Source organism: Salinisphaera sp. S4-8 (assembly GCF_040361235.1).
Lineage (GTDB): Bacteria > Pseudomonadota > Gammaproteobacteria > Nevskiales > Salinisphaeraceae > Salinisphaera.
The window spans coordinates 104,160-127,399 of sequence record NZ_APNF01000009.1; the positions used below are offsets into that span (position 1 = coordinate 104,160).

22 protein-coding genes are annotated in these 23,240 nt (G+C 63.7%); 15 read left to right on the forward strand and 7 right to left on the reverse strand.

Annotation, left to right across the window (positions count from 1 at the left end):
- The first annotated feature begins 2 nt into the window (after positions 1-2).
- The 7 genes from S4A8_RS14205 (at position 3) to truD (ending at position 7,693) form a co-directional block, all read left to right on the forward strand.
- On the forward strand, positions 3-974 hold the full coding sequence (locus S4A8_RS14205; protein WP_353220621.1) for an acetyl-CoA carboxylase carboxyltransferase subunit alpha: 972 nt from the start codon (positions 3-5) through the stop codon (positions 972-974).
- Positions 971-2,266, forward strand: coding sequence for a tRNA lysidine(34) synthetase TilS (gene tilS / locus S4A8_RS14210; RefSeq protein WP_353220622.1), 1,296 nt, complete (start codon positions 971-973; stop codon positions 2,264-2,266). Before S4A8_RS14205 ends, tilS begins: the two co-directional genes overlap by 4 nt.
- Before the next feature lie 81 nt (positions 2,267-2,347).
- Positions 2,348-4,003, forward strand: a complete 1,656-nt coding sequence (gene pyrG / locus S4A8_RS14215) for a CTP synthase (protein ID WP_353220623.1) — start codon at positions 2,348-2,350, stop codon at positions 4,001-4,003.
- A 5-nt stretch (positions 4,004-4,008) separates the two neighbouring features.
- Complete coding sequence (kdsA, locus tag S4A8_RS14220) at positions 4,009-4,851, forward strand: 3-deoxy-8-phosphooctulonate synthase (RefSeq protein WP_353220665.1); 843 nt, start codon at positions 4,009-4,011, stop codon at positions 4,849-4,851.
- Between the two features lie 23 nt (positions 4,852-4,874).
- Positions 4,875-6,158, forward strand: coding sequence for a phosphopyruvate hydratase (eno, locus tag S4A8_RS14225; RefSeq protein WP_353220624.1), 1,284 nt, complete (start codon positions 4,875-4,877; stop codon positions 6,156-6,158).
- Positions 6,159-6,206: 48 nt separating this feature from the next.
- Positions 6,207-6,635, forward strand: a complete 429-nt coding sequence (locus S4A8_RS14230; RefSeq protein WP_353220625.1) for a septum formation initiator family protein — start codon at positions 6,207-6,209, stop codon at positions 6,633-6,635.
- The gene (gene truD, locus S4A8_RS14235) at positions 6,632-7,693 is read left to right on the forward strand and encodes a tRNA pseudouridine(13) synthase TruD (protein ID WP_353220626.1); all 1,062 of its coding nucleotides are present in this window, start codon (positions 6,632-6,634) and stop codon (positions 7,691-7,693) included. The genes S4A8_RS14230 and truD overlap by 4 nt, the downstream gene beginning before the upstream one ends.
- Before the next feature lie 79 nt (positions 7,694-7,772).
- Here the strand turns inward: truD and S4A8_RS14240 are convergent, their stop codons facing one another.
- Complete coding sequence (locus S4A8_RS14240) at positions 7,773-8,369, reverse strand: Smr/MutS family protein (protein WP_502950743.1); 597 nt, start codon at positions 8,367-8,369, stop codon at positions 7,773-7,775.
- Positions 8,370-8,454: 85 nt separating this feature from the next.
- Between S4A8_RS14240 and surE the strand changes: the two genes are divergently transcribed.
- The 8 genes from surE (at position 8,455) to recJ (ending at position 17,394) form a co-directional block, all read left to right on the forward strand.
- Positions 8,455-9,204, forward strand: a complete 750-nt coding sequence (surE, locus tag S4A8_RS14245; RefSeq protein WP_353180359.1) for a 5'/3'-nucleotidase SurE — start codon at positions 8,455-8,457, stop codon at positions 9,202-9,204.
- A gap of 2 nt (positions 9,205-9,206) precedes the next feature.
- A complete protein-coding gene (locus S4A8_RS14250) occupies positions 9,207-9,893 on the forward strand; it encodes a protein-L-isoaspartate(D-aspartate) O-methyltransferase (protein WP_353220627.1) in 687 nt (228 codons plus the stop codon).
- Between the two features lie 63 nt (positions 9,894-9,956).
- Positions 9,957-10,532 carry a YqaA family protein gene (locus tag S4A8_RS14255; protein ID WP_353180355.1) on the forward strand — a complete coding sequence of 192 codons (576 nt, stop codon included), beginning with the start codon at positions 9,957-9,959 and terminating at the stop codon, positions 10,530-10,532.
- Complete coding sequence (locus tag S4A8_RS14260; protein ID WP_353180354.1) at positions 10,529-11,440, forward strand: peptidoglycan DD-metalloendopeptidase family protein; 912 nt, start codon at positions 10,529-10,531, stop codon at positions 11,438-11,440. The genes S4A8_RS14255 and S4A8_RS14260 overlap by 4 nt, the downstream gene beginning before the upstream one ends.
- Positions 11,441-11,645: 205 nt before the next feature.
- Positions 11,646-12,857, forward strand: coding sequence for an alanine transaminase (gene alaC / locus S4A8_RS14265; protein ID WP_353180353.1), 1,212 nt, complete (start codon positions 11,646-11,648; stop codon positions 12,855-12,857).
- Between the two features lie 34 nt (positions 12,858-12,891).
- On the forward strand, positions 12,892-14,205 hold the full coding sequence (locus S4A8_RS14270) for a homoserine dehydrogenase (protein WP_353220628.1): 1,314 nt from the start codon (positions 12,892-12,894) through the stop codon (positions 14,203-14,205).
- Between the two features lie 16 nt (positions 14,206-14,221).
- Complete coding sequence (gene thrC, locus S4A8_RS14275) at positions 14,222-15,610, forward strand: threonine synthase (protein WP_353220629.1); 1,389 nt, start codon at positions 14,222-14,224, stop codon at positions 15,608-15,610.
- A gap of 59 nt (positions 15,611-15,669) precedes the next feature.
- Positions 15,670-17,394: a single-stranded-DNA-specific exonuclease RecJ gene (gene recJ / locus S4A8_RS14280; RefSeq protein WP_353220630.1), complete on the forward strand. Its 1,725-nt coding sequence runs from the start codon at positions 15,670-15,672 to the stop codon at positions 17,392-17,394.
- Between the two features lie 37 nt (positions 17,395-17,431).
- On the opposite strand, the gene S4A8_RS14285 is transcribed toward recJ, so the two are convergent.
- From S4A8_RS14285 to sufB, 6 genes are all read right to left on the reverse strand, one after another.
- Entirely contained in the window at positions 17,432-17,728 is a 297-nt protein-coding gene (locus tag S4A8_RS14285) for a hypothetical protein (RefSeq protein ID WP_353220631.1), read from the reverse strand.
- 52 nt (positions 17,729-17,780) lie between these two features.
- Positions 17,781-18,101 (reverse strand): non-heme iron oxygenase ferredoxin subunit, encoded by a 321-nt coding sequence (locus S4A8_RS14290; protein ID WP_353180344.1) that lies wholly within the window; start codon positions 18,099-18,101, stop codon positions 17,781-17,783.
- 137 nt (positions 18,102-18,238) lie between these two features.
- Positions 18,239-19,489 carry a SufS family cysteine desulfurase gene (locus S4A8_RS14295; protein ID WP_353220632.1) on the reverse strand — a complete coding sequence of 417 codons (1,251 nt, stop codon included), beginning with the start codon at positions 19,487-19,489 and terminating at the stop codon, positions 18,239-18,241.
- Positions 19,490-19,514: 25 nt separating this feature from the next.
- Positions 19,515-20,843, reverse strand: a complete 1,329-nt coding sequence (gene sufD / locus S4A8_RS14300) for a Fe-S cluster assembly protein SufD (RefSeq protein ID WP_353220633.1) — start codon at positions 20,841-20,843, stop codon at positions 19,515-19,517.
- On the reverse strand, positions 20,840-21,601 hold the full coding sequence (gene sufC, locus S4A8_RS14305; RefSeq protein ID WP_353180338.1) for a Fe-S cluster assembly ATPase SufC: 762 nt from the start codon (positions 21,599-21,601) through the stop codon (positions 20,840-20,842). The genes sufD and sufC overlap by 4 nt, the downstream gene beginning before the upstream one ends.
- An 83-nt stretch (positions 21,602-21,684) precedes the next feature.
- Complete coding sequence (gene sufB, locus S4A8_RS14310; RefSeq protein WP_353180336.1) at positions 21,685-23,172, reverse strand: Fe-S cluster assembly protein SufB; 1,488 nt, start codon at positions 23,170-23,172, stop codon at positions 21,685-21,687.
- Positions 23,173-23,240 lie beyond the last annotated feature (68 nt).

Consider the following 23,240-nt stretch of genomic DNA (forward strand, 5'->3'; position numbering starts at 1 on the left):
CGATGGCGCAGAAAAACCTCGACTATCTCGATTTCGAACAGCCGATTGCGGAGTTGCAGGAAAAGATCGAGGAGCTGCGCTTCGTCGCCGACGGCAGCGAAGTCAATCTCAGTGAAGAGATCACCAAGCTCGAGGGCAAGCGCCGTAACCTGACCGAGCAGATCTTTTCCAAGCTGTCGACCTGGCAGGTCGCGCAGATGGCGCGCCATCCGCTGCGACCCTATACCCAGGACTATATCGACGGCATGTTCACCGATTTCGTCGAGCTGCATGGCGATCGCGCCTATGCCGACGATGCCGCGATCATCGGCGGTACGGCACGCCTGGGGGGGCAGTCGGTGATGGTGATCGGCCACCAGAAAGGCCGCGATACCAAGGAAAAGATTCATCGCAACTTCGGCATGCCGCGGCCCGAGGGCTATCGCAAGGCGCTGCGGCTGATGAAGCTCGCCGAGCGTTTCAACATGCCGGTGCTGACCTTCATCGATACGCCTGGCGCCTATCCGGGCATTGGCGCGGAAGAACGCAATCAGTCCGAAGCGATCGCGCGCAATCTGTTCGAAATGGCACGCCTGCGTGTGCCGATTCTGTGCACGGTCGTGGGCGAGGGCGGCTCGGGCGGCGCGCTGGCCGTGGGCGTGGGCGATCATCTGATGATGCTCCAGTACAGCATCTATTCGGTCATCTCGCCGGAAGGCTGTGCCTCGATTCTGTGGAAATCGGCCGAACGTGCCGAAGAAGCGGCTGAAGCGATGAAAGTGGGTTCGGAAGACCTGCACCGACTCAAGCTGGTCGACGAAGTGCTGGAAGAGCCGCTTGGCGGCGCGCATCGCGACCCCAAGCAGCTGATGAGCCAGATGCGCGAACGGCTGCTGGCAAACATGACCCGGCTCAAGCGCATGGGCGTGGATGAACTGCTGGAAGCGCGCTATAACCGCTGGATGGCCTTCGGCGATTTCAAGCTCGTGGGGTGAACGACGCCTTCGCGGCCCTGCCTGCGGCGTTTGCGCAGGTCCCCACCGGTACAAAGCGACTGGCTGTCGCATTCAGCGGCGGTCTGGACTCCACGGCCTTGTTGCATGCGCTTATCGACAGCGCGCCGACGTGGCCTGTACGCGCGATTCATGTCTGTCATCACCTGCAGCCCGAGGCGCAATCCTGGGCGCTCGCCTGTGCACGCCAGGCCGAGGCCTCGGGCGTGGCTTTCACGCGGCTCGACGTCGCCGTCGAAACCCGCGGGCGCGGCCTGGAAGACGCGGCACGCAAGGCGCGCTATGCCGCGCTCGAAGCCGAACTGGCACGCGGCGAGACGCTGATCACTGCCCATCATGCCCGCGATCAGGCCGAGACTTTTGTGTTGCAGGCGCTGCGCGGCGCCGGGCCCCAAGGGCTGGCGGCCATGCCACGGGTGGCTGCCCTCGGCGCCCATTGCCACTGGCGGCCCTGGCTGCATATCGACCACGATACGATCGTTGCCTATGCGCGCGCGCACCAGCTCGACTGGATCGACGATCCCAGCAATCACGATCCGAATGTGGCCCGCAGTTTTCTGCGCGAAACGGTCATGCCGGAACTCAGAAAGCGCTGGCCGCAAGCCGATCGACTGCTATCGCGCAGTGCCGCCCATGCCGGCGAAGCGGCGGCCGCTATCGACGCGCTGGCCGATATCGATCTCGCACAGATGTGGCGCAACGATGCGACGCTCGACGCCAGCGCGCTGGCAACGCTGGACTGGCCCCGGGCGAAGCAGGTCGTGCGACGCTGGCTCGACCAGGGCGGACACGATCGCCCGGATCATCGCCATGTCGCGGCGATCGTGGCGCTTGGCGCGTCGCGCCTGGCGGCCAGCCCCTGTGTTGCGTTCGCCGATACCGAGGTGCGCCTGTTCGACGGGCGGCTATATGCCATGGCCCGACTTGCGCCGGTGCCCGAGCGATTCGCCTGTGTCTGGCACGGGCGCGCGCCTGCGACGTTGCCTGCCGGCTGTGGCGAGATTGCGCTGGCGCCGGCGCCGCCGCGCGATCTGGATCTGGAAGTCCGGCTGCGCCGCGGCGGGGAGCGGGTCAGCGATGCGCAGGGCGGGCATCGACGGGTGAAGGATATTCTGCGCGAAGCGCGCCTTGCGCCGTGGCTGCGCGCGCGTGTGCCGCTGGTCTACCACGCGGATACGTTGATTGCGATTGGCGATATCTGGCGGCATCCGCATGTCGCACAGCTGTTGCACTGCGATATCGGTCGCTTCATCTGGCGCGATCGACCGGCATGATGCGCGATTGCGCGTTGTCGGTGACCGACCTTTCGGCTAGCATGCGCGCTGTTATTCCCCGGTATGAGTCTTGGATCGCGCATGGCAGGCGACGCGGCGGGTACCCGCTATATTTTCGTGACCGGCGGGGTGGTGTCCTCGCTCGGCAAAGGCATCGCGGCAGCGTCGCTCGGCGCACTGCTTGAAGCACGGGGCCAACGCGTCTCGGTGATCAAGCTCGACCCGTATCTGAACGTGGATGCGGGCACCATGAGCCCGTTTCAGCACGGCGAGGTCTATGTGACCCGCGACGGCGCGGAAACCGACCTCGATCTGGGCCATTACGAGCGCTTTCTGAAAACGCGCACGTCCCGGCTGTCGAATTTCACCACCGGTCAGATCTACAACAACGTCATCAACAAGGAGCGCCGCGGCGACTACCTGGGTGGCACGGTGCAGGTCATCCCGCATATCACCGACGAGATCAAGCGCTGCATTCTCGAAGGCGGCGAGGGCGCGGACATCTGCCTGGTGGAGATCGGTGGCACGGTGGGCGATATCGAATCGCTGCCGTTTCTCGAGGCGATCCGTCAGTTCGCGGTCGAGCTCGGCCATCACCGGGTGCTGTTCATGCATCTGACGCTGGTGCCTTATATCGCTTCCAGCGGCGAGATGAAGACCAAACCCACCCAGCATTCGGCCAAGGAACTGCGCTCGATCGGTATCCAGCCGGATATTCTGCTGTGTCGCGTGGATCGGCCGTTGCCGGAGAACGAGCGCCGCAAGATCGCGCTGTTCACCAACGTGTCCGAGCGCGCGGTGATTGCCTGTATCGACGTCGACGACATCTACAAGATGCCGGGGCTGTTGCAGGCCCAGTCGCTGGATGCGCTGGTGCTCGAGCATTTCAATATTTCTGCGCCCAGCGCGGATCTGTCCAACTGGGCAGAGCTCGTGGAAGCCCGGCGTACCCAGGATGTCACCGTCAAGGTGGCCATGGTGGGCAAGTATGTGGATCTGGCCGATGCCTACAAATCGGTCAACGAAGCACTCTCGCATGCCGGGCTGCATACCGGCACCCGGGTCGATATTCATTATCTGGATTCCGAGACGGTCGAGCGCGATGGCGGCGAGTGCCTGGCCGGCATGGATGCGATTCTCGTGCCCGGCGGCTTCGGCGAACGCGGTATCGAAGGCAAGATCACCGCGGCGCGCTATGCCCGCACCCACAAGATCCCGTATTTCGGCATTTGTCTGGGCATGCAGGTCGCCTGTATCGAATTCGCGCGCGATATCGCGGGCCTGGAAGGCGCCCACAGCACGGAGTTCGTGGCCAATCCTGCGCATCCGGTGATCGCCCTGGTCACGGAATGGCACGATCTGGCCGGCGAGGTGCAAAAACGCCACGCCGACGTGGATCTGGGTGGGACCATGCGCCTGGGCGAGCAGCGCTGCGATCTGGTGCCCGATACGCTGGCTGCGCGTTGTTACAACGCCACCGAGGTGTTCGAACGCCATCGCCATCGTTACGAATTCAACAACCACTATCGCGACGTGCTGGCCGACAAGGGCCTGGTGTTTTCCGGCATCTCGGCAGAAGACAACCTGGTCGAGATTGTCGAGCTGCCGGATCATCCCTGGTTTCTGGGCTGCCAGTTCCATCCGGAATTCACCTCCACGCCGCGTTCCGGGCATCCGCTGTTCATCGGCTTCATTGCCGCGGCGCGCGCCCACTGTACGGCGGGCGCGACCGGCTGATGGCCATGCGACTGTGCGATTTCGAGGTCGGCATCGACCGGCCGTTGTTTCTCATCGCCGGGCCGGACAGCCTGGAATCGCCCGGCATGATCATGGACGTGGCCGGGCATCTGGCCGAGCTCTGTCGCGAGCTGGGCATCGGCTATATCTTCAAGGGCTCGTTCGACAAGGCCAACCGCAGTTCCGGCGATAGTTATCGTGGCCCCGGCATCGAAGCCGGGCTGGATATGCTGGCTGCGGTCAAGCGCGACATCGGCGTGCCCGTGACCACCGATGTGCATGTCGAAGATCAGATCGCGCCGGTCGCCGAGGTGGTGGATCTGTTGCAGACGCCGGCGTTTTTATGCCGCCAGACCGATTTCATCCAGGCGGTCGCGGCCAGCGGCACGCCGGTGAACATCAAGAAAGGCCAGTTCCTGTCCCCGGCCGAGATGAACGGCGTCGTCGCCAAGGCCCGGGCCGCGGGCGGCGAGCAGATCATGGTCTGCGAGCGCGGCTATGCCTTTGGCTACAACAATCTCGTGGCGGATATGCGCAGTCTGGCAATCATGCGCGACACCGATTGCCCGGTGGTGTTCGATGCCACCCATTCGGTACAGCTGCCGGGCGGGCAGGGCACACGCTCGGGCGGCGCGCGCGAGCAGATTCCGGTATTGTCGCGTGCGGCCGTGGCCGCCGGTATTTCCGGTTTGTTCATGGAAACCCATCCGGACCCCGACAACGCCCTGTGCGATGGGCCCAACTCATGGCCGCTTGCGCATATGCGCGAGCTGCTGGAAACGCTGGTCGAGCTCGATGGCGTGGTCAAACGCCGCGGCACGATCGAATCGACGCTCGTCCAACCTTAAATAAACGCGAAAGCAGTATTCCTATGTCGAAGATCAAGCAAATTCGTGGATACCAGGTCATCGATTCGCGCGGCAACCCCACGGTGGCGGCCCGCGTAACGCTGGAAACCGGTGCCGTTGGCACGGCCATGGTGCCCTCGGGTGCGTCCACCGGCAGCCTCGAAGCCGTGGAATTGCGTGATGGCGATGCCGATCGTTTTCTCGGCAAGGGCGTGACCCGGGCCGTGGCCAATATCAACGGCGAAATCGCCAAGAAGCTCAAGGGCTTCGAAGCCGACGACCAGGCCGGTCTCGACAAGACGCTCATCGAACTCGACGGTACCGACAACAAGGGCCGGCTGGGCGCGAATGCGCTGCTGGGTGTGTCGCTGGCGGTGGCCCACGCCGCGGCCAACGATAACAAGCAGGGCTTGTATGATTTTCTCGGCCACGACGATGCCGTGAACCTGCCGGTGCCGATGATGAACGTCATCAACGGCGGCGCCCATGCCGACAACAACGTCGACATGCAGGAGTTCATGATCGTGCCCGCGGGCGCGCCGAGTTTTTCGGAAGCCATGCGCTGTGGTGCTGAGATCTTCCAGCATCTCAAGAAACTGCTGGGCGAACGCGGGCTGGCCACGGCGGTGGGCGACGAGGGCGGCTTCGCGCCGAATCTGCCGTCGAACGCCGCTGCGCTGGATACCCTGGTCGAGGCCATCGAACGCGCGGGCTACAAGCCCGGTGGCGATGTCTGGCTCGGCCTCGATGCCGCCAGCACCGAGTTCTGCGAAAACGGGCGCTACAAGCTGTCGTCCGAAAACGTCGACTACGACGCAGCCGGCTTCGTGGATTATCTCACCGGGCTGGTCGACCAGTACCCGATCATCACCATCGAAGACGGCATGGCCGAAGACGACTGGGATGGCTGGGCGCTGCTCACCGAGCGCCTGGGCGATCGCGTGCAGCTGGTGGGCGACGACCTGTTCGTGACCAACACGCGCATCCTCCAGAAAGGCATCGAGGAAGGCATCGCCAACTCGATTCTGATCAAGCCCAACCAGATCGGCACGCTTACCGAAACCCTGCGTGCCATCGACGTGGCCACGCGCGCCGAATACACGGCGGTGGTCTCGCATCGCTCCGGCGAAACCGAGGATTCCACGATCGCGGATCTGGCCGTGGCCACCTCGGCGACCCAGATCAAGACCGGCTCGCTGTCGCGCTCGGATCGCATCGCCAAGTACAACCGCCTGCTCATGATCGAAGCCGAGCTGGGTACACGGGCGGTCTACCCGGGTCGCGGCGCGTTCAACGTCGGCTTTTGATCGGGTTTTGGCGCGCCCAACCCGGCCATGCCTGAGCGACGTCGCGATATGAGTACGACGCGTGCCGAGATCGGCCACCGGCTGTCGCGGCTGAGCGCGGATCTGTCCGGCGCTAGACAGCCTAGGCCGCCGCGCTACAATCGCCGCATGTATCGCGCCGTCATCATCGTGCTTCTGGTCGTGCTTGCCGCGTTGCAGTATCGGCTCTGGATTGCTGATGGTGGCTGGGCGGAAGTGCATCGTCTGAGCGAGATGAAGCAGGACCTGCGCGCCGCCAACGAGCGCAACGAGGCCCGCAACGATGCGTTGCAGGCCGAGGTCGACGACCTCAAATCCGGCGAGAGTGCCACGGAAGGGCGCGCGCGTTCGGATATGGGCATGATCAAGCGCGACGAGGAGTTCTTTCTGACCATCGCGCCGCCCGGATCGACACCGTCCAAGCCCAAGGCCGACGACGACGCAGCGCACGACCAATGACGCTTGTCGACGGCGATGCGGTCGATATGGCCGCATTGGCCTATGCGCGTGGCCCAGCGCCCGCGGCGCGCGCCGTGCTGCGCCAGCAGCCGGCCGATTTCTTTGTCGATGAAGATTGCGATATCGCCTTGTCCGGCAGCGGCGAACATCTGTGGTGCCGGATCGAAAAAACCGGGCTGAACACACAGGATGCGGTTCAGGCGCTTTCGCGTGCGACCGGCGTGCATCCGCGCCAGATCGGCTTCGCGGGTATGAAAGATCGTCACGCGGTCACCCGCCAGTGGTTGTCGATCGCCTGGCCTATTGCGCGTGAACTGCCGGATCTCGGCGGAATCGACGGTATCGAAGTGCTCGAAATGCGCCGCCACGAACGCAAGCTCAAGCGCGGGGCGCATCGCGGCAATCGGTTCGTTCTACGCCTGCGCGCACTGGTGGCAGATCGGCAAACACTTGAAGCCGATCTGGAGCGCGTGCGCGCGATGGGCGTGCCCAATTATTTCGGGGCGCAGCGCTTCGGTCACGGCGGTCGCAATCTCGGCCTGTCGCGGGCACTGTTCGCCGGCAAGCGGCTGTCGCGCAACCGGCGCGGCTTCGCGCTATCGGCGGCGCGTTCGCTGTTGTTCAATGCGGTTGTCGATGCCCGCGTACGCGATGGCAGCTGGAATAGCTTGGTCGACGGCGAAGCCGTGATGCTCGACGGCAGCCATAGCGTCTTTTCGCTGGCCGACACCGATCAGCGCACCGACGAACTGGAACAGCGGCTGGCGCGTTTCGATATTCACCCCAGCGGGCCGATGGCCGGCCGTGGCGGCCAAGACGTGATCAGCGGCCGTGCGCAGGCACTCGAACAGGCGGTGCTGGCTGAATACGGCGATCTGGTGGCCGGGCTCGAGCGCTGCGACGTGGATGCCGGCCGCCGCGCGCTGCGCCTCGCAGTGCCGTCACTGGAGTGGCAGTTCGAGGACGATGCCACATTGGTGCTGTCGTTCTGGTTGCCGCCCGGTGCGTTCGCGACCAGCGTGCTGCGCGAAATCGTGGATACCGACGAGGCGGGCTGACCGCGCGGTTTGGCCCAGGGCCGGAAGCTGTCTGTCGGCAGCGGCGTCAACGCAAGGCCAGACCCGGGCTGCTAAGCCGTCAGCCCCGTCGAAGTAGCACGTATACCGCGCCGGTACCACCGTCGTTTTCGCGCGCCGAGCAATAGGCGAGCACCTCGTCGCGCTGACGCAGCCAGTGCGCGACCTTGACCTTGAGGACCGGCCCGCGGTGGCCCGAGCGCAGGCCCTTGCCGTGGACCACGCGCACGCAGCGATAGCCGCGATCGAGTGCTTCGCGCAGGAACACCGCCAGACAATGCCGTGCCACGTCCACGATCATGCCGTGCAGGTCGATTTCGGCCTGACAGCGATACTGGCCACGGCGTAGCTTGCGCATCACCGACAGTTGGACGCCTTCGCGGCGGTGGAACAGGTCGTCACCGGTTTCTATATCGTCGCCGGGCGAGAAATCCAGCAGTTCGCCGATCACTGCCTGTTCGTCGGCCTCACGCATGGCAGGCCGCGCGGAGGGCATATCACGCCACGGCCGTCGGCGTTGGCCTTTGGCGATTTCGGCGACCGGGCCCACGGCCTCGCGAAACAGCGCGCTGTCGTCGTCGCTGACCGGGGTATCGCGATCGGCGCGTGTGGGGTCGGGTCGATTGCGACGGTGGGCCATGCCGGGCGATTCACTCAAGCAGAAAAGCGTCGATTTAGCTATGCTAGCGAGCCTGCGGCGTGCTTGCACGCGCCGATATTCTCGCTATCTATCGAACCCTTGCATGCGATTACTGCTGAGTAACGATGACGGCTGTCACGCGCCCGGCCTGACCGCGCTGCGTGGCGCGCTGGTCAGGATATGTGACGAGCTGGTCACGGTCGCCCCCGATCGTAACCGCAGCGGCGCGAGCAACTCGCTCACCCTGGAACGCCCGCTACGCGTCAACCAGGTCGCCGAAGGGCTGTATTCGGTCGACGGCACGCCCACCGACTGTGTGCATCTGGCCACCACCGGTCTGTTCGAACAGGAGGCGGATATGGTCGTCTCCGGTATCAACCACGGCGCCAATCTCGGCGACGACGTGCTGTATTCGGGTACCGTGGCCGCCGCCACCGAAGGTCGCTCGCTGGGCCTGCCCGCGGTGGCGATTTCGCTGGTGGGCGAGAACCCGCGCCATTTTGATACCGCGGCTCGGGTTGCGGTTGCGGTCGTGAAACTGCTCATCGCGCATCCGCTGCCGCGTGACACCATTCTCAATGTCAACGTGCCGGATCTGTCCTACGAAGAGCTCGGCGGTTTTGTCGCCACGCGGCTGGGCAACCGCCATCGGGCAGAACAGCTGGTCGAAGACAGCGATCCGCGCGGGCGGCCGATCTTCTGGATCGGACGTGCCGGCGGCGAGGCCGATGCCGGCCCCGGTACCGACTTTCATGCCATCGCCCAGGGGCAGGTGTCGATCACGCCGATCCAGATCGATCTCACCCAGCACGATGCGGTCGGTGCGCTTGGCGACTGGGTACGCCGGCTTTGAACATGCAGGACAAACATCCGCATGTGCGTGGCTTCGGCATGGCCTCGGCACGCAGCCGGGCGCGCCTGGTCGAACGGCTGCGCGGGCTGGGTATCGACAACGAAACCGTGCTCGAGGTCATGGAAAAGGTGCCGCGGCATCAGTTCGTCGACGAAGCCATGACCAGCCGTGCCTACGACGATACCGCGCTGCCGATTGGCTACGGCCAGACTATTTCCCAGCCTTATATCGTCGCCCAGATGACCGCTCTGCTGATCGCCGACGGCGTGCCGGACAATGTGCTCGAAATCGGCACCGGCAGTGGTTATCAGGCCGCGGTGCTAGCCGAGATCGTGCCGTCGATCTATACCGTCGAACGTATCGAGCCGCTCTACGAGCGCGCCCGCCGCCGGTTTGCCGAACTGGGCTATCGCAATATCCGCTCGCGCCTGGCGCGCGACGGGGTGCTGGGTCTGCCCGATTATGGCCCGTTCGAGGCCATTCTGGTGACCGCGGGCGCGGAAACGCTGCCTACCTCGCTCTACGAACAGCTCGCCGATGGCGGGCGCATGATCGTGCCGGTGGGCCCCAGCGGCGATCAACGGCTGATCGTGGTACGCCGCGACGGCGGCTATTTCGAGCAGGTCGTGCTCGACGCGGTGAGTTTCGTTCCCCTGATCGAGCAGCGTAGCGATGAACCCAGTCATTGAACACGCAGAAAGGCGTACGCACGGCATAGCCCGGGTTACGACACGGGCAGGGCACGGCAACTGATGTTCCGGCGTCTCTACGACTGGATGGTCCGGGCATCCGGCCACCGCCGCGCGCCGTCGTTACTGGCATTGCTGGCGTTTGCGGAGTCCTCGTTCTTCCCGATTCCGCCGGATGTCATGCTGGCGCCGATGACACTGGCGCGCCCGAGCCGGGCCTGGCAGTTCGCCGCGATCACCACGGTCGCGTCGGTGGTGGGCGGCATGCTCGGCTATTGGATCGGCGCGCTGTTTCTGGAAGCGCTGCTGCCGTGGCTCAAGGAGCTGGGCTATTATTCGGCCTATGCCACCGCCCGGGACTGGTTTGAGACCTATGGCTTCTGGGCGGTATTGCTGGCGGGCGTATCGCCGATTCCGTACAAGGTGTTCACGATCGCCGCGGGCGCCGTAGCCATGCCGTTTTTGCCGTTCGTGGCGGGTTCCATCGTGGGCCGCGGCGTTCGCTTTTTTCTGGTGGCGGGGCTGGTACGCTTTCTGGGACCGGTTTTCGAGCAACGCCTGCTCAAATATATCGATTGGATCGGATGGGCTATCGTCGCCGTCATCGTTGTCGTCATCGCCGTACTGCAGCTGCGATGAAGCGCCTGGCGCTGGTGCTGCTCGTGGTAGTCGCGCTTGCCGGTTGCTCGATCCGCGGCGCGATGCGTCCGGATACCTATACCGTGCGCCGTGGCGATACGCTGTCGAAGATCGCGGCGACCTACGGCATGGACTGGCGCGATCTGGCTCGCTGGAACAACATTCGCGCGCCCTACATCATTGAAGTGGGTCAGCGCATATCGCTGGATCCGTACCCGCCGCTGGATTATCCGCGCCGCAATACGACGCAACGCGACCGGCCCGTGGCGGCGCCGCCGGCACCACGCCAGCCCCGGGTTGCGCGTGCGCCGCAGGATTCGCGTGCCGCCCAGGAAGCCGCCATTCAGGCATCCACACCCGAACTCAAGCGCACCATCGAGCACGCGCCGCCGGCGCGCCCGAATACCGCGAGTCGCCCGGCCGCGCCGACCACGGCCCCCACGGCCTCGGACGACGCGGATGCGGCCACCGATGCGCAGATAACCCAGGCCAGCCGCCAGGCGCCGACCCAGCCAACGCGCACCGGCGGGCCAAGCGCGGACGGCTGGCAATGGCCGGCCAGCGGTTCGATCATTCGCAGCTATGCAGCCCAGCGCACGCGCCAGGGCATCGATATCGGCGGGCGCGAGGGCTCGCCGGTCTATGCGGCGTCGAGTGGCCGCGTGGTCTATAACGGCACCGGGCTCAAGGGCTACGGCAAGTTGATCATCATCAAGCACGACGAAAAATATCTCTCGGCCTACGGCTTCACCCGCAATACTCGCGTCTCGCAGGGCCAGGACGTGGCCGCCGGCACGCATATCGCCGATATGGGTCTGGGCCCGCAGAACCAGCCGATGCTGCATTTCGAGATTCGGCGCGACGGTCGGCCCATCGACCCGGCCAGCGTACTGCCCAACGCCGATTGATCCCGTACGCGCTTGGCCCGTGTCTCCGGTGCCTGGACCGCCAAGGTCCGCCTCGGTTGGTCGGCCCGGGTAAGGTCGGCCACAAGCCGGCTTTACGCGGTCCGGCACGCCGGTAGTCGCTTGCGGGCGATTCTGGCAAACTGCCGCGTCTTGTCTTGTTTGTATGTCCCACCGAGCCCGCCGTGGCTCATGAACCCGATCGACCATGTCAAATCCGTCGCCCAAATCTGAATTCGCGCGTATCAAACGCTTGCCGCCGTATGTATTCGGCATCATCGGCGAACTCAAGCAGGCGGCGCGAGCGCGGGGCGAGGACATCATCGATTTCGGCATGGGCAACCCCGACCAGCCCACGCCCGACCATATCGTCAACAAGCTCGTGGACGCCGCCCAGCGCCCGGATACGCATCGCTATTCGGTATCCAAGGGCGTGCCGCGCCTGCGCCTGGCCATCTGCGACTGGTACAAGCGCAAGTTCGATGTGGATCTGGACCCGGCGACCGAAGCGATCGTCACCATGGGCTCGAAAGAGGGCCTGGCGCATCTCATGCTCGCCATTCTCGAGCACGGCGATCAGGTGCTGGTGCCCAACCCGGCGTATCCGATCCATCCCTACGGCGCGGTGATCGCCGGTGCGGATGTGCGCCATGTGCGCATGATGCCCGACTCGGACTTCTTCGCCGAGCTGGAACGCGCGATCAAGGAATCCTGGCCGCGCCCGAAGATGATGCTGCTCAATTTCCCGGCCAACCCGACCACCCAGTGCGTGGAGCTGGAATTTTTCGAGCGCTGCGTGGCCATGGCACGCGAGTACGATCTGTGGATCGTGCAGGATCTGGCCTATGCGGATCTGTGTTTCGACGGCTACGAAGCGCCGTCGATTCTGCAGGTGCCGGGCGCCAAGGATGTGGCGGTGGAGTGCTATACGCTGTCCAAGAGCTACAACATGCCTGGCTGGCGTGTGGGCTTCATGTGTGGCAACCCGACACTGATCGCGGCCCTGGCACGCATGAAATCCTATCTCGACTACGGCATGTTCACGCCCGTGCAGGTGGCCGCGATCGCCGCGCTCAACGGCCCGCAGGATTGCGTGACCGAGATTCGGGACATGTACCAGAAGCGCCGCGACGTGCTCTGCGACGGCCTCAACGATATCGGCTGGCGGGTCGATCGGCCCAAGGCCACGATGTTCGTGTGGGCGCCGATCCCCGAGCCGTATCTGGAAATGGGGTCGCTGGAATTCACCAAGAAACTGCTGGCCGACGCCGAAGTGGCCGTGTCGCCCGGCGTGGGCTTTGGCGAGTACGGCGATACGCATGTGCGTTTCGGCCTGATCGAGAACGAACAACGCACGCGCCAGGCGCTGCGCAACATCAAACGCATGTTCAAGCGCGACGGGCTGATCGACAGCCTGTAGCCGCGCGCTGCGCGAATACAACCAGGAGACGAGAGTGCAACCGGTCAACGTAGGACTACTCGGGCTCGGCACCGTGGGTGCGGGCGCGGTCAATCTGCTCGAACGCAACGGCGTGGAGATTACCCGTCGTGCCGGGCGCGAGATTCGCGTGGTGCGCGCAGCCGTGCGCAACCCCGACAAGGCGCGCGAATGTGCCACCGCCGATATCGAAATCGGCACCGATTGCCAGGCCGTGGTCACCGATCCGAATATCGACGTGGTGCTGGAGCTGATCGGCGGCGATACCGAGGCCTACGATCTGGTCATGGCCGCCATTGCCAACGGCAAGCATGTGGTCACCGCCAACAAGCATCTGATTGCATTGCACGGTAACGAGATTTTCGCCGCGGCCGACGAGGCCGGTGTGGTGGTTTCCTTCGAGGCCGCCGTGGCCGGCGGTATTCCGATCATCAAGGCCATGCGTGAAAGCCTGGCGGCCAACCATATCGAATGGGTCGCCGGCATCATCAACGGCACCGGCAATTTCATTCTCAGCCAGATGGTCTTCGAGGATCAGAGCTTCGAGGATGCATTGGCCGATGCCCAGCGCCTGGGCTTTGCCGAAGCCGACCCGACCTTCGACGTGGAAGGCATCGATGCGGCCCACAAACTGGCCATCATCGGCGCGATCGCCTTCGGCATTCCGTTGTCGTTCGACAAGATCTTCACCCAGGGCATTCGCGATATCGACAGCGTCGATATCGAGTACTGCGCGGAACTGGGCTATCGCATCAAGCATCTCGGCATCGCCCGGCGCGGCGATAACGGCGTGGAATTGCGTGTGCACCCCACGCTGGTATCGCAAAAAGCGCTGCTGGCCAACGTCGAAGGCGAGAAGAACGCCATCATGGTCCATGGCGATGCCGTGGGCCCGACCGTGTACTACGGCGCGGGCGCCGGTGCGGGCCCGACGGCCTCGTCCGTGGTCGCGGACCTGATCGATACCGTGCGTATCATGAGCATCGACCCGAAAGGGCGGGTACCGCATCTGGCCTTCCAGCCGGATGAAATTACCGACGAGCCGATCGTGGGGCACGAGGATTTCGTCTGCGGCCATTATTTCCGGGTGCAGGTTGCCGACCAGATCGGCGTGATGGCCGAGATCACCCGTGCGCTGGCCGACCAGCAGATCGGTATCGAGGCCATCCTGCAGAAGGATCCGCCCACCGAGGAAGACGACGCCCGCGTGATGATCGTGACCAAGGCGGCCCGCGAAGGCCAGCTGATGAAAGTGCTCGATCATATCCGCTCGCTGCCGTATGCGCGCGAGGGTATCGTGCATATGCGCGTGGCCCAGTTCGAAGACTAACGGGGCGAGGCGAACCATGCGATATATCAGCACCCGCGGCGACGCGCCGGCGTTGAGTTTCGAGGAGGTCGTGCTCACCGGCATGGCCAGTGACGGCGGCCTGTATGTGCCTGAGCATATCCCCGAGTTCTCGCACGACGAGATCGCGGCCATGGCCGGGCTGCCGTATACCGAGATCGCCTTTCGGGTGATGAAGCCGTTCGTGGGCGGCGAGATCGACGACGATACCTTCCGTCGCCTGATCGACGAAACCTATGCCACCTTCAAGCACGACGCGGTGGTGCCACTCAAGCAACTGTCGCACAACCACCATCTGCTCGAGCTGTTTCATGGCCCGACACTGGCGTTCAAGGATGTCGCGCTACAACTGCTCGGGCGCCTGCTCGATCATTTCCTGGCCAAGCGCAATGAAAAAGGCGTGATCATGGGCGCCACGTCGGGCGATACCGGCTCGGCCGCAATCGAGGGCTGTCGGCACTGCGACAACCTGGACATATTCATCCTGCATCCGCATGAGCGCGTATCCGCGGTACAACGCCGGCAGATGACCACCGTGCTGGCCGACAATGTCCACAACATCGCGATCGAAGGTAATTTCGACGACGCCCAGGCCATGGTCAAGGCGAGTTTTGCCGACCAGGGATTTTTGCAGGGTACGCGTCTGATCGCGGTGAACTCGATCAACTGGGCGCGCATCATGGCCCAGATCGTCTATTACGTGGTTTCGGCCGTGGCCCTGGGCGCGCCGCATCGCGAGGTGAGCTTCTGTGTGCCGTCGGCCAATTTCGGCAATCTGTTTGCCGGGTATATGGCCAAACGCATGGGCCTGCCGGTCAAGCAGTTCGTGATCGCAACCAACGCGAATGACATTCTGCACCGTACGATTGCGGCCAACGATTTTTCCAAGACCGAGCTCAAGCCCACGCTCGCACCGTCCATGGATATCGTGGTGTCGTCGAACTTCGAACGTTTGCTGTTCGAAGCCTATGGTCGCGATGGTCAGGCCGTGGCCGATCTGATGGCCCGCTTTGCCGATTCGCCCACAGCGCTCGACGACGCGCCGCTGGCCGAGCTGCGCAAGCTGTTTGCCAGTCATAGCGTGGACGACGACACGATTCTGGAAGTCATTCGCGAAGCCTTCGAACACACGGGCGAGCTGCTTGATCCGCATACCGCGACCGGCTACCGGGCGGCCCAGCGTGTGCGCAGCGATGCCACGACGCCCATGATCACCCTGGCTACCGCGCACCCCGCCAAGTTCGAGGAAGCCGTGGTCAAGGCGGGCTTCGAAGGTGCGCCCTTGCCCGAGAACATGCACGATCTGATGCGCCGTGAAGAACGCTACGATGTCCTGGTCGCCGAACTTAAAGCGGTACAGGCATACGTCGCCGAACATCGTCACTAGGGCGACGACGCCCATCGGCGTCGCCCGGCCGTGTTTGAACTGCTATGCCTGACCGGGCCATGAGCCGCGACGAACCCGTGCCGGCACGCATCGTCGAGCGCCGCGCAGAGATCGTGCCTGGGCTAAGCGGTATCCAGTCGCCGCTACTACAACGCCTGTATGCCGGGCGCGGTGTCACAACGGCCGACGAACTCGATTATGGCCTGCGCGGCCTGCCGCATTTTTCCGGCCTGCGCGGCATCGACAGTGCCTGCGATCTGATCGAGCACGCCATGCAGGGCGGGCACCGGATTCTGGTCGTCGGTGATTTCGATGCCGATGGGGCGACCAGCACCGCCCTGGTGTGCGATGTGCTTGACGCCATGGGTGCGGCGCGTGTGTCCTATTTTCTGCCCCATCGCGCGCGTCACGGTTATGGCCTGTCGCCAGCGGTGGTCGAGGCCGTGGGCGCGGGCGAGGCCGGCGATCTGATCGTCACTGTCGATAACGGCATTGCCAGCATGACGGGCGTGGCCGCCGCGCAGCACGCCGGCTGGCGCGTGCTCGTATGCGATCACCATCTGCCGGGCGATACGCTGCCCGCTGCCGAAGCGATCGTGAACCCCAACCAGCCGGGCTGCGAATTTGTGGGCAAGGCGCTGGCCGGGGTGGGCGTCGCCTTCTATCTGATGGCCGCAGTGCGTGCGCGTCTGGCCGCCAAAGACGCCGATCGTGCGCTGCCGCGCCTGAGCGATTATCTGGATCTGGTGGCCGTGGGCACAGTGGCCGATGTGGTGCGCCTGGATCATCTCAACCGGTTGCTGGTCAGCCAGGGCTTGCGACGGATACGGCGTGGCCTGGCGCGGCCCGGTATCGCAGCCCTGATCGAGGTAGCCGGACGCGATGCGGCCCGCCTGAACGCGGCTGATATCGGCTTCGCCGTTGGTCCACGGCTGAATGCGGCCGGACGGCTCGATGATATGTCGATCGGTGTGGCCTGTCTGCGGGCCCGCGATCCAGCCACGGCTCAACAAAAGGCCAGCGAACTCGCGGCGATCAATCGCCAGCGCCAGAGCGTGCAGCGCCGCATGCAGAGCGAGGCCGACAATGCATTGGCCAGGCTCGAGCGCACGCCCGCCGAGCGTTCGGCGCTGGTGGTGCATAGCCACGATTGGCATGAAGGCATTGTGGGCTTGATTGCCTCGCGCCTGCGCGAGCGCCACGGTCGGCCCGTCGTCGCCTTCGCCCCTGGCGCCCATGGCTTGCTCAAAGGCTCGGCGCGTTCGATCGCTGGCCTGCATATTCGCGACGCACTGGCCGCGGTGGATACGCGCCACCCAGGCCTGATCACCCAGTTCGGCGGCCATGCGCAGGCGGCGGGGCTGGTGCTATCCGCGGACGCGCTCGAAAGCTTCGAACAGGTGCTGGAATCGGCCGTCGCCGAGCGTCTGACGCCTGCCATGCTCAGCCCGGATATCGTCACCGATGGCTCGCTGGCTGCCCACGAACTCGACCTGGATACGGCCTGCCTGCTCGAAGCCAGCGGGCCCTGGGGCAATGGCTTCGAAGAGCCGCTGTTTCACGGGGTGTTCGAAATCGTGTCGCAACGCATCGTGGGCGAACGCCATCTGAAGCTTGAAGTGCGCCATCCACAGGCGGCTACCACCATCGAAGCGATGGTCTTCAATCATGCCGATCTACTGGAAACCGGGGCGGTATACCGGCTGGTCTATCGCCTGGCCGTAAACGTATTTCGCCAACGCATGCGCGCCAATTTGATCGTCAGCACCGTCCGCCGCACGTGACTGCGTCAGACGCGGCGCACGAATACGCCTGGAAAGATCAACCGGCCGTGGGGCTGGCGAGCAATTGCAGCTGCACCACGAATGCGAGCGCGGGAAAGCCGATCAGAATGGCGAGCCAGATGAGAAGCTGATCGGAAAAACGATCGAGCAGCCAGAAATACAGGCCCGCGAGCGCGAAGGCGAGCACGCCCTGAATCAACGCAACGATCAAGCCCGTCTGCTCGATGGCCAGATTGCTGAATAGCGCAAACAGCGCCCATAGACCGGCGAACAGTAACGGCCGTCCATACTGGCTGGCCAGCCAGCCGAGAAAAATCAGTACGAGTACGCCCATATCGGTTCTCGCCGAGCCCGCTGGCGGCTCGCTTGGCGGCTAGCGATCGTGGTCAGTCGAACCGATCGTCACAGACCTGAACCATGCCGTCTTCGACGCGCACCGGAAAGGCGTGAACGTCTTCGTAGGCGGGCGGGGTCAGGGCCTTGCCGTTCTTGATACAGAAACGCGCACCGTGGCGCGGACAGATAATCTGATAGCCTTCGACCTCGCCGCTGGCCAGCTCGCCGCCATCATGGGTGCACATGTCCTCGATGGCGTAATAGGCGCCTTCACGGTAGAACACGGCGACCATCACGTCGTCGACATCGACGACCCGGCATTGGCCTTCCTTGAGTTCGCCGTCCTTGGCGACATCAACCCAGTCCGTCATTGCTTGCTCTCGATTCGGTTGCGAAGGAAAACGGCAGATATTGTTTCATGTGAGTCGGTAAGCGCGCCAACGCACCGGGGCGTCTGTAGCCACCTTTAGCCAGAATGCGGCGGCTCAGGCGTGTGGACGTCTACGGTTTAGCCGAAGATGCGCTGTACGCTTTCCAGGCCCTTGATCAGCGCGTTGACGTCGTCTTTGTCGTTGTAGGCCGCGAACGACGCCCGTGCGGTTGCCGGTACGCCAAAGCGTGTCATCAACGGCATGGCGCAGTGGTGGCCGGTACGGATCGCCACGCCCGATTCGTCGAGCAGGGTGCCGATGTCGTGGGCGTGTACGCCGTCCATCACGAACGAAATCGTGGCCGCCTTGCCCGGGGCCGTGCCGATGATGCGCAGCCCGTCGATGGCTTGCATGCCAGCGGTCGCGCGTTCGAGCAGGCCGTGTTCGTAGGCCGCGATATCGTTCAGGTCGAACCCTTCGAGGTATTCGATCGCCGCGCCGAAGGCCGCCGCGCCCGCGATATTGGGCGTGCCGGCCTCGAACTTATACGGCAGCTCGTTCCAGGTCGTGCCTTCGAAAGACACGGTTTCGATCATGTCGCCGCCGCCCTGATAAGGCGGCATGGCGTCGAGCAGGGCTTCGCGGCCGTAGAGCACGCCGATACCGGTCGGCCCGAACAGCTTGTGTCCGGAAAAGGCATAGAAATCGGTGCCAATGGCCTGCACATCGACTGGCATATGCGCCACGGCCTGGGCGCCGTCGATAACCGTCACGGCATCCACCGCATGCGCGGCTGCAACCATGTCGGCGACCGGTAATACCGTGCCCAGGGCGTTGGATATATGCGCAAAGGCAGCGATGGCCGTGCGTTCGGAAAGCTTTTGCTTGAAGGCTTCCAGCGTGACGCTGCCGTCGTCCTCGACCGGTACGACCACGATCTTCGCGCCGGTTTCTTCGGCCACCATCTGCCAGGGCACGATATTCGAATGGTGCTCGAGCTCGGTGAGCAGGATTTCGTCGCCGGCGGTCAAACGTGGGCGGGCATAACACTGAGCCACCAGATTAATGCCGTCGGTGGTGCCGCGGGTGTAGACCACCTCGGCACGGCTGGCGGCGTTGATAAAGCGCATCAGCCGGTCGCGCGCGCCTTCGTACTGACGGGTGGCGCGTTGCGACAGGGCGTGAATCGCCCGGTGCACGTTCGCATTCGCGTGGCGATAGTAGTCGTCGCTGGCCTTGATGACCTTCAGCGGCTTTTGCGTGGTGGCTGCGTTGTCGAGATACGACAACCGCATGCCGCTGTCGAGCGACTCCGACAGAATCGGAAAGTCGGCACGAAAGCGGGCGGCATCGAATGCGGTGGGTTGAACAGCGTCTGCTATAGCCATGCGTCCTCCGGGATGACCCGTTGTATCAGGCGAGGTCGGCGTAACCCTGGCCGCCGGGCAGCTTGGACAGTAGCGCGGCTTCGACAAAGCGCTCGAGCGGGGCGATACCGACCTTCTGCACCAGGGCATTGGCAAAGCTGTAGGTCAGAATCGCACGGGCGCCGTCATCGGCCACGCCACGGCTTTTGAGATAGAAGACCGCGTCTTCGTCGAGCTGGCCCACGGTGGAACCGTGCGCGGCCACGACGTCGTCGGCATAGATCTCCAGCTCGGGCTTGGCATCCACCTCGGCCTTGTCGGACAACAGCAGCGCATCGCTGCTCAGGTCCGAGTCAGTTTTCTGCGCGTCCTTGCGGATCAGGATTTTGCCGTTGAAGACACCGCGGCCGTAATCGGCCAGCACACCCTTGTACATCTCGCGCGACACGCTGTGCTCGGTGTCATGATCCACACAGGTGTGGTTATCCATATGCTGACGGCCGGTCGGTACGTAGACGCCGTAGAAATGCACTTCGGCATTCGGGTCGACCAACCGCGCGTTGGTATCCGTGCGCGCCAGACGGCCACCCAGGTCGAAGCCATGGTTGAACACGCGGCTGTCGCGCGTCTGGTGCGCGAAAAAGCTTGCCGTATGATAACCGCGTGTCGATTCCTGCTGTACGCGACAGCGTGTGAGCTGCGCGTTCTCGCCCATTTCGGCTTCGGTGACCACGTTGGTGAAGTAGGGCTTATCGCCCAGGCCTACGTAGTGTTCGATCACCGTCGCCTGGCTGCCACGCGCCATTACATAGCGATGGCGTACCTGCGACATGCGGTCTTCGTGACCACCGCTGGAGAGCGTGATCACATGAATGGGCTTGTCCGCGGCGGCATTGGCGCTGACATGCACATAGGCGCCGTCGGTCGCGAACGCTGCATTCATGTCGGACAGGCTGCCCGGCTGGGTGTCGATGGCGGCCGATCGCACGCGGGCATCGTCGTTGTCGTTGAGGTATTGCGCGAACGACTGCACCTGCACGCCCTCGGGCAGGCCGTCGAGCGCCGACAGGCGAGCGTTGAAATGACCGTCCACGATCACGATGCGATAGGCATCGAGATCGGCCGGCAGGAACGCGGCGAGGGCGTCCCGCGATACCTCGCCGGCCTCGGAACTGGCCTCGAAGCGACGTTTTTCCAGCGGACGCAGGCTGGTGTACTTCCAGTGTTCCTGGCGTGTATCGGGGAAGCCGGCATCGGCGAACGCCTTGAGCGCGTCCTTACGCGCCCGCTGGTTCGCGTCGCTGCCCGGCAGGTCACGCTCGAGGCGGGCGTACTCGGCCAGATAGTGGTCGATAAGCGGCGCGATATTGCTCATGACGAAGCTGTCTCGCGATCGGTTTCCAGGTTTGCGTAGCCTTGCTCTTCGAGCGTGTCGGCCAGTTCCGGGCCGCCCGAGCGCACGATACGGCCATTGGCCAGTACGTGAACGCGATCGGGTACCACGTGCTCGAGCAGGCGTTTGTAATGAGTCACGAGTACCGTCGAATGCTCGGGCGAGCGCAGGCGGTTGATGCCGTCTGCGACGATCTTCAAGGCGTCGATATCCAGGCCCGAGTCGGTTTCGTCGAGGATCGACAGGCTCGGCTCGAGCATAAGCATCTGGAAGATTTCGTTGCGCTTTTTCTCGCCGCCGGAGAAATCCTCGTTCACGCCGCGCTTGGCCATGTCCATGCTCATGCCCACATGCGCGATCTTTTCGTTGACCAGCTGCATGAACTCCATGGCTTCGATCTCGGGCTCGCCGCGATACTTGCGGCGCGCGTTCAGTGCCGCACGCAGCAGATAGAGATTCGATACGCCTGGGATCTCCACCGGGTACTGAAAGCCCAGGAAGACGCCTTCGCAGGCGCGTTCGTCGGCGTCGAGTTCGAGCAGATCCTTGCCCTTGTAGGTGACACTGCCGCCGGTGATGTCGTAGTCCTCGCGCCCGGCAAGAATGCTCGCCAGGGTGGACTTGCCGGAGCCGTTCGGGCCCATGATCGCATGCACTTCGCCGGCGGGGATCTCGAGGTCGATGCCGCGCAGGATCGGCTTGCCCTCGACCTCGGCCTGTAGGTTCTTGATGGAAAGCATAGAGTGTTTTTAACGAATGAAACGTGGAAGGCCCGCGCACGCGGCACGGGCCCGATAGTCATTGGCCGGGCTGTCGCGAACGACTAGCCGACGGCGTTCTCGAGCGTGACGTTGAGCAGTTTCTGGGCTTCGACGGCAAACTCCATCGGCAGCTCCTTGAACACGTCCTTGCAGAAACCGTTGACGATCAGGTTGACCGCATCTTCTTCCGACAGGCCACGCTGCTGGCAATAGAACATCTGATCCTCACCAATCTTGGAGGTGGTGGCCTCGTGTTCAAGCTTGGCGGTGGAGTTCTTGGTTTCGACATACGGGAATGTGTGGGCCCCGCATTTGTCGCCGATCAGCAGACTGTCGCACTGGGTGAAGTTGCGGGCGTTATCCGCGCTGGGCAGGATCTTGACCAGGCCACGATAGGACTGCTCGCCGCGTGCGGCCGAAATACCCTTGGCAATGATGGTGGACTTGGTGTTCTTGCCCACGTGGATCATCTTGGTGCCGGTATCGGCCTGCTGCATGCCGCGGGTGACCGCCACAGAGTAGAACTCGCCGACCGAATTATCGCCTGTGAGCACGCAGCTCGGGTACTTCCAGGTGATCGCCGAGCCGGTTTCGACCTGTGTCCAGGAAATCTTGGAGCGATCGCCGCGGCAGTCGCCACGCTTGGTCACGAAGTTGTAGATGCCGCCCTTGCCGTTTTCGTCGCCGGGGTACCAGTTCTGAACCGTCGAGTACTTGATCTCGGCGTCTTCCTGGGCCACCAATTCGACCACGGCCGCGTGCAGCTGGTTTTCGTCACGCTGCGGCGCGGTGCAGCCTTCCAGATAGCTTACGTGGCTGCCTTTTTCCGCAATGATGAGCGTGCGCTCGAACTGGCCCGTGTTTTCCGCGTTAATGCGGAAATAGGTCGACAACTCCATCGGGCAGCGCACGCCTTCCGGGATGTAGACGAAGGAACCGTCCGTGAACACGGCGGCATTCAGGCCGGCGAAGAAGTTGTCGCCGCGCGGCACCACCGTACCCAGATGCTTTTTAACCAGCTCCGGATACTCGCGGATGGCCTCCGAGATCGAGCAGAAGATCACGCCGGCCTCGGCAAGCTTGTCCTTGAACGTGGTCGCCACCGACACGCTGTCGAATACGGCATCGACCGCGACGTTGCTCTTCTTGGTCGGGTACTGCGCGCCTTCGACGCCGGCCAGCATTTCCTGCTCGTGCAGGGGGATGCCGAGCTTCTCGTAGGTTTCGAGCAGTTTGGGGTCGACCTCGTCCAGGCTCTTGGGCTTGTCCTTGGCGCTCTTGGGCGCGGAGTAGTAGGAGATCTTCTGGTAGTCGATTTCCGGATAGTGCAGATGCGGCCAGGTGGGCGTGCGCATCTGTTTCCACTGGCGGAACGCTTCCAGGCGCCATTCGAGCATCCATTCCGGCTCGTCCTTCTTTGCCGAAATGAAACGAATGACATCCTCGTTGAGCCCCGGAGCGACGGTATCGGATTCCAGATCGGTGACGAAGCCGGCCTCGTACTCGCGCTCGGCGACAAGTGTTTCGACGTCTTCCTGATGTGCGGCCATAGCGTTTGGATCGTTCGAAAAATTACGCGTTTATATACGCAAGTATAACGTGAATCGGGCATGCCCCG

Excerpts from the sequence above, each read along its gene's own strand:
- S4A8_RS14205 (WP_353220621.1), top strand. The coding sequence starts at position 3 with ATGGCGCAGAAAAACCTCGACTATCTCGATTTCGAACAGCCGATTGCG.
- pyrG (WP_353220623.1), top strand. The coding sequence starts at position 2,348 with ATGGCAGGCGACGCGGCGGGTACCCGCTATATTTTCGTGACCGGCGGG.
- kdsA (WP_353220665.1), top strand. The coding sequence starts at position 4,009 with ATGCGACTGTGCGATTTCGAGGTCGGCATCGACCGGCCGTTGTTTCTC.
- eno (WP_353220624.1), top strand. The coding sequence starts at position 4,875 with ATGTCGAAGATCAAGCAAATTCGTGGATACCAGGTCATCGATTCGCGC.
- S4A8_RS14230 (WP_353220625.1), top strand. The coding sequence starts at position 6,207 with ATGAGTACGACGCGTGCCGAGATCGGCCACCGGCTGTCGCGGCTGAGC.
- truD (WP_353220626.1), top strand. The coding sequence starts at position 6,632 with ATGACGCTTGTCGACGGCGATGCGGTCGATATGGCCGCATTGGCCTAT.
- surE (WP_353180359.1), top strand. The coding sequence starts at position 8,455 with ATGCGATTACTGCTGAGTAACGATGACGGCTGTCACGCGCCCGGCCTG.
- S4A8_RS14250 (WP_353220627.1), top strand. The coding sequence starts at position 9,207 with ATGCAGGACAAACATCCGCATGTGCGTGGCTTCGGCATGGCCTCGGCA.
- S4A8_RS14255 (WP_353180355.1), top strand. The coding sequence starts at position 9,957 with ATGTTCCGGCGTCTCTACGACTGGATGGTCCGGGCATCCGGCCACCGC.
- S4A8_RS14260 (WP_353180354.1), top strand. The coding sequence starts at position 10,529 with ATGAAGCGCCTGGCGCTGGTGCTGCTCGTGGTAGTCGCGCTTGCCGGT.
- alaC (WP_353180353.1), top strand. The coding sequence starts at position 11,646 with ATGTCAAATCCGTCGCCCAAATCTGAATTCGCGCGTATCAAACGCTTG.
- thrC (WP_353220629.1), top strand. The coding sequence starts at position 14,222 with ATGCGATATATCAGCACCCGCGGCGACGCGCCGGCGTTGAGTTTCGAG.
- recJ (WP_353220630.1), top strand. The coding sequence starts at position 15,670 with ATGAGCCGCGACGAACCCGTGCCGGCACGCATCGTCGAGCGCCGCGCA.
- S4A8_RS14285 (WP_353220631.1), bottom strand. The coding sequence starts at position 17,728 with ATGGGCGTACTCGTACTGATTTTTCTCGGCTGGCTGGCCAGCCAGTAT.
- S4A8_RS14290 (WP_353180344.1), bottom strand. The coding sequence starts at position 18,101 with ATGACGGACTGGGTTGATGTCGCCAAGGACGGCGAACTCAAGGAAGGC.
- S4A8_RS14295 (WP_353220632.1), bottom strand. The coding sequence starts at position 19,489 with ATGGCTATAGCAGACGCTGTTCAACCCACCGCATTCGATGCCGCCCGC.
- sufD (WP_353220633.1), bottom strand. The coding sequence starts at position 20,843 with ATGAGCAATATCGCGCCGCTTATCGACCACTATCTGGCCGAGTACGCC.
- sufC (WP_353180338.1), bottom strand. The coding sequence starts at position 21,601 with ATGCTTTCCATCAAGAACCTACAGGCCGAGGTCGAGGGCAAGCCGATC.
- sufB (WP_353180336.1), bottom strand. The coding sequence starts at position 23,172 with ATGGCCGCACATCAGGAAGACGTCGAAACACTTGTCGCCGAGCGCGAG.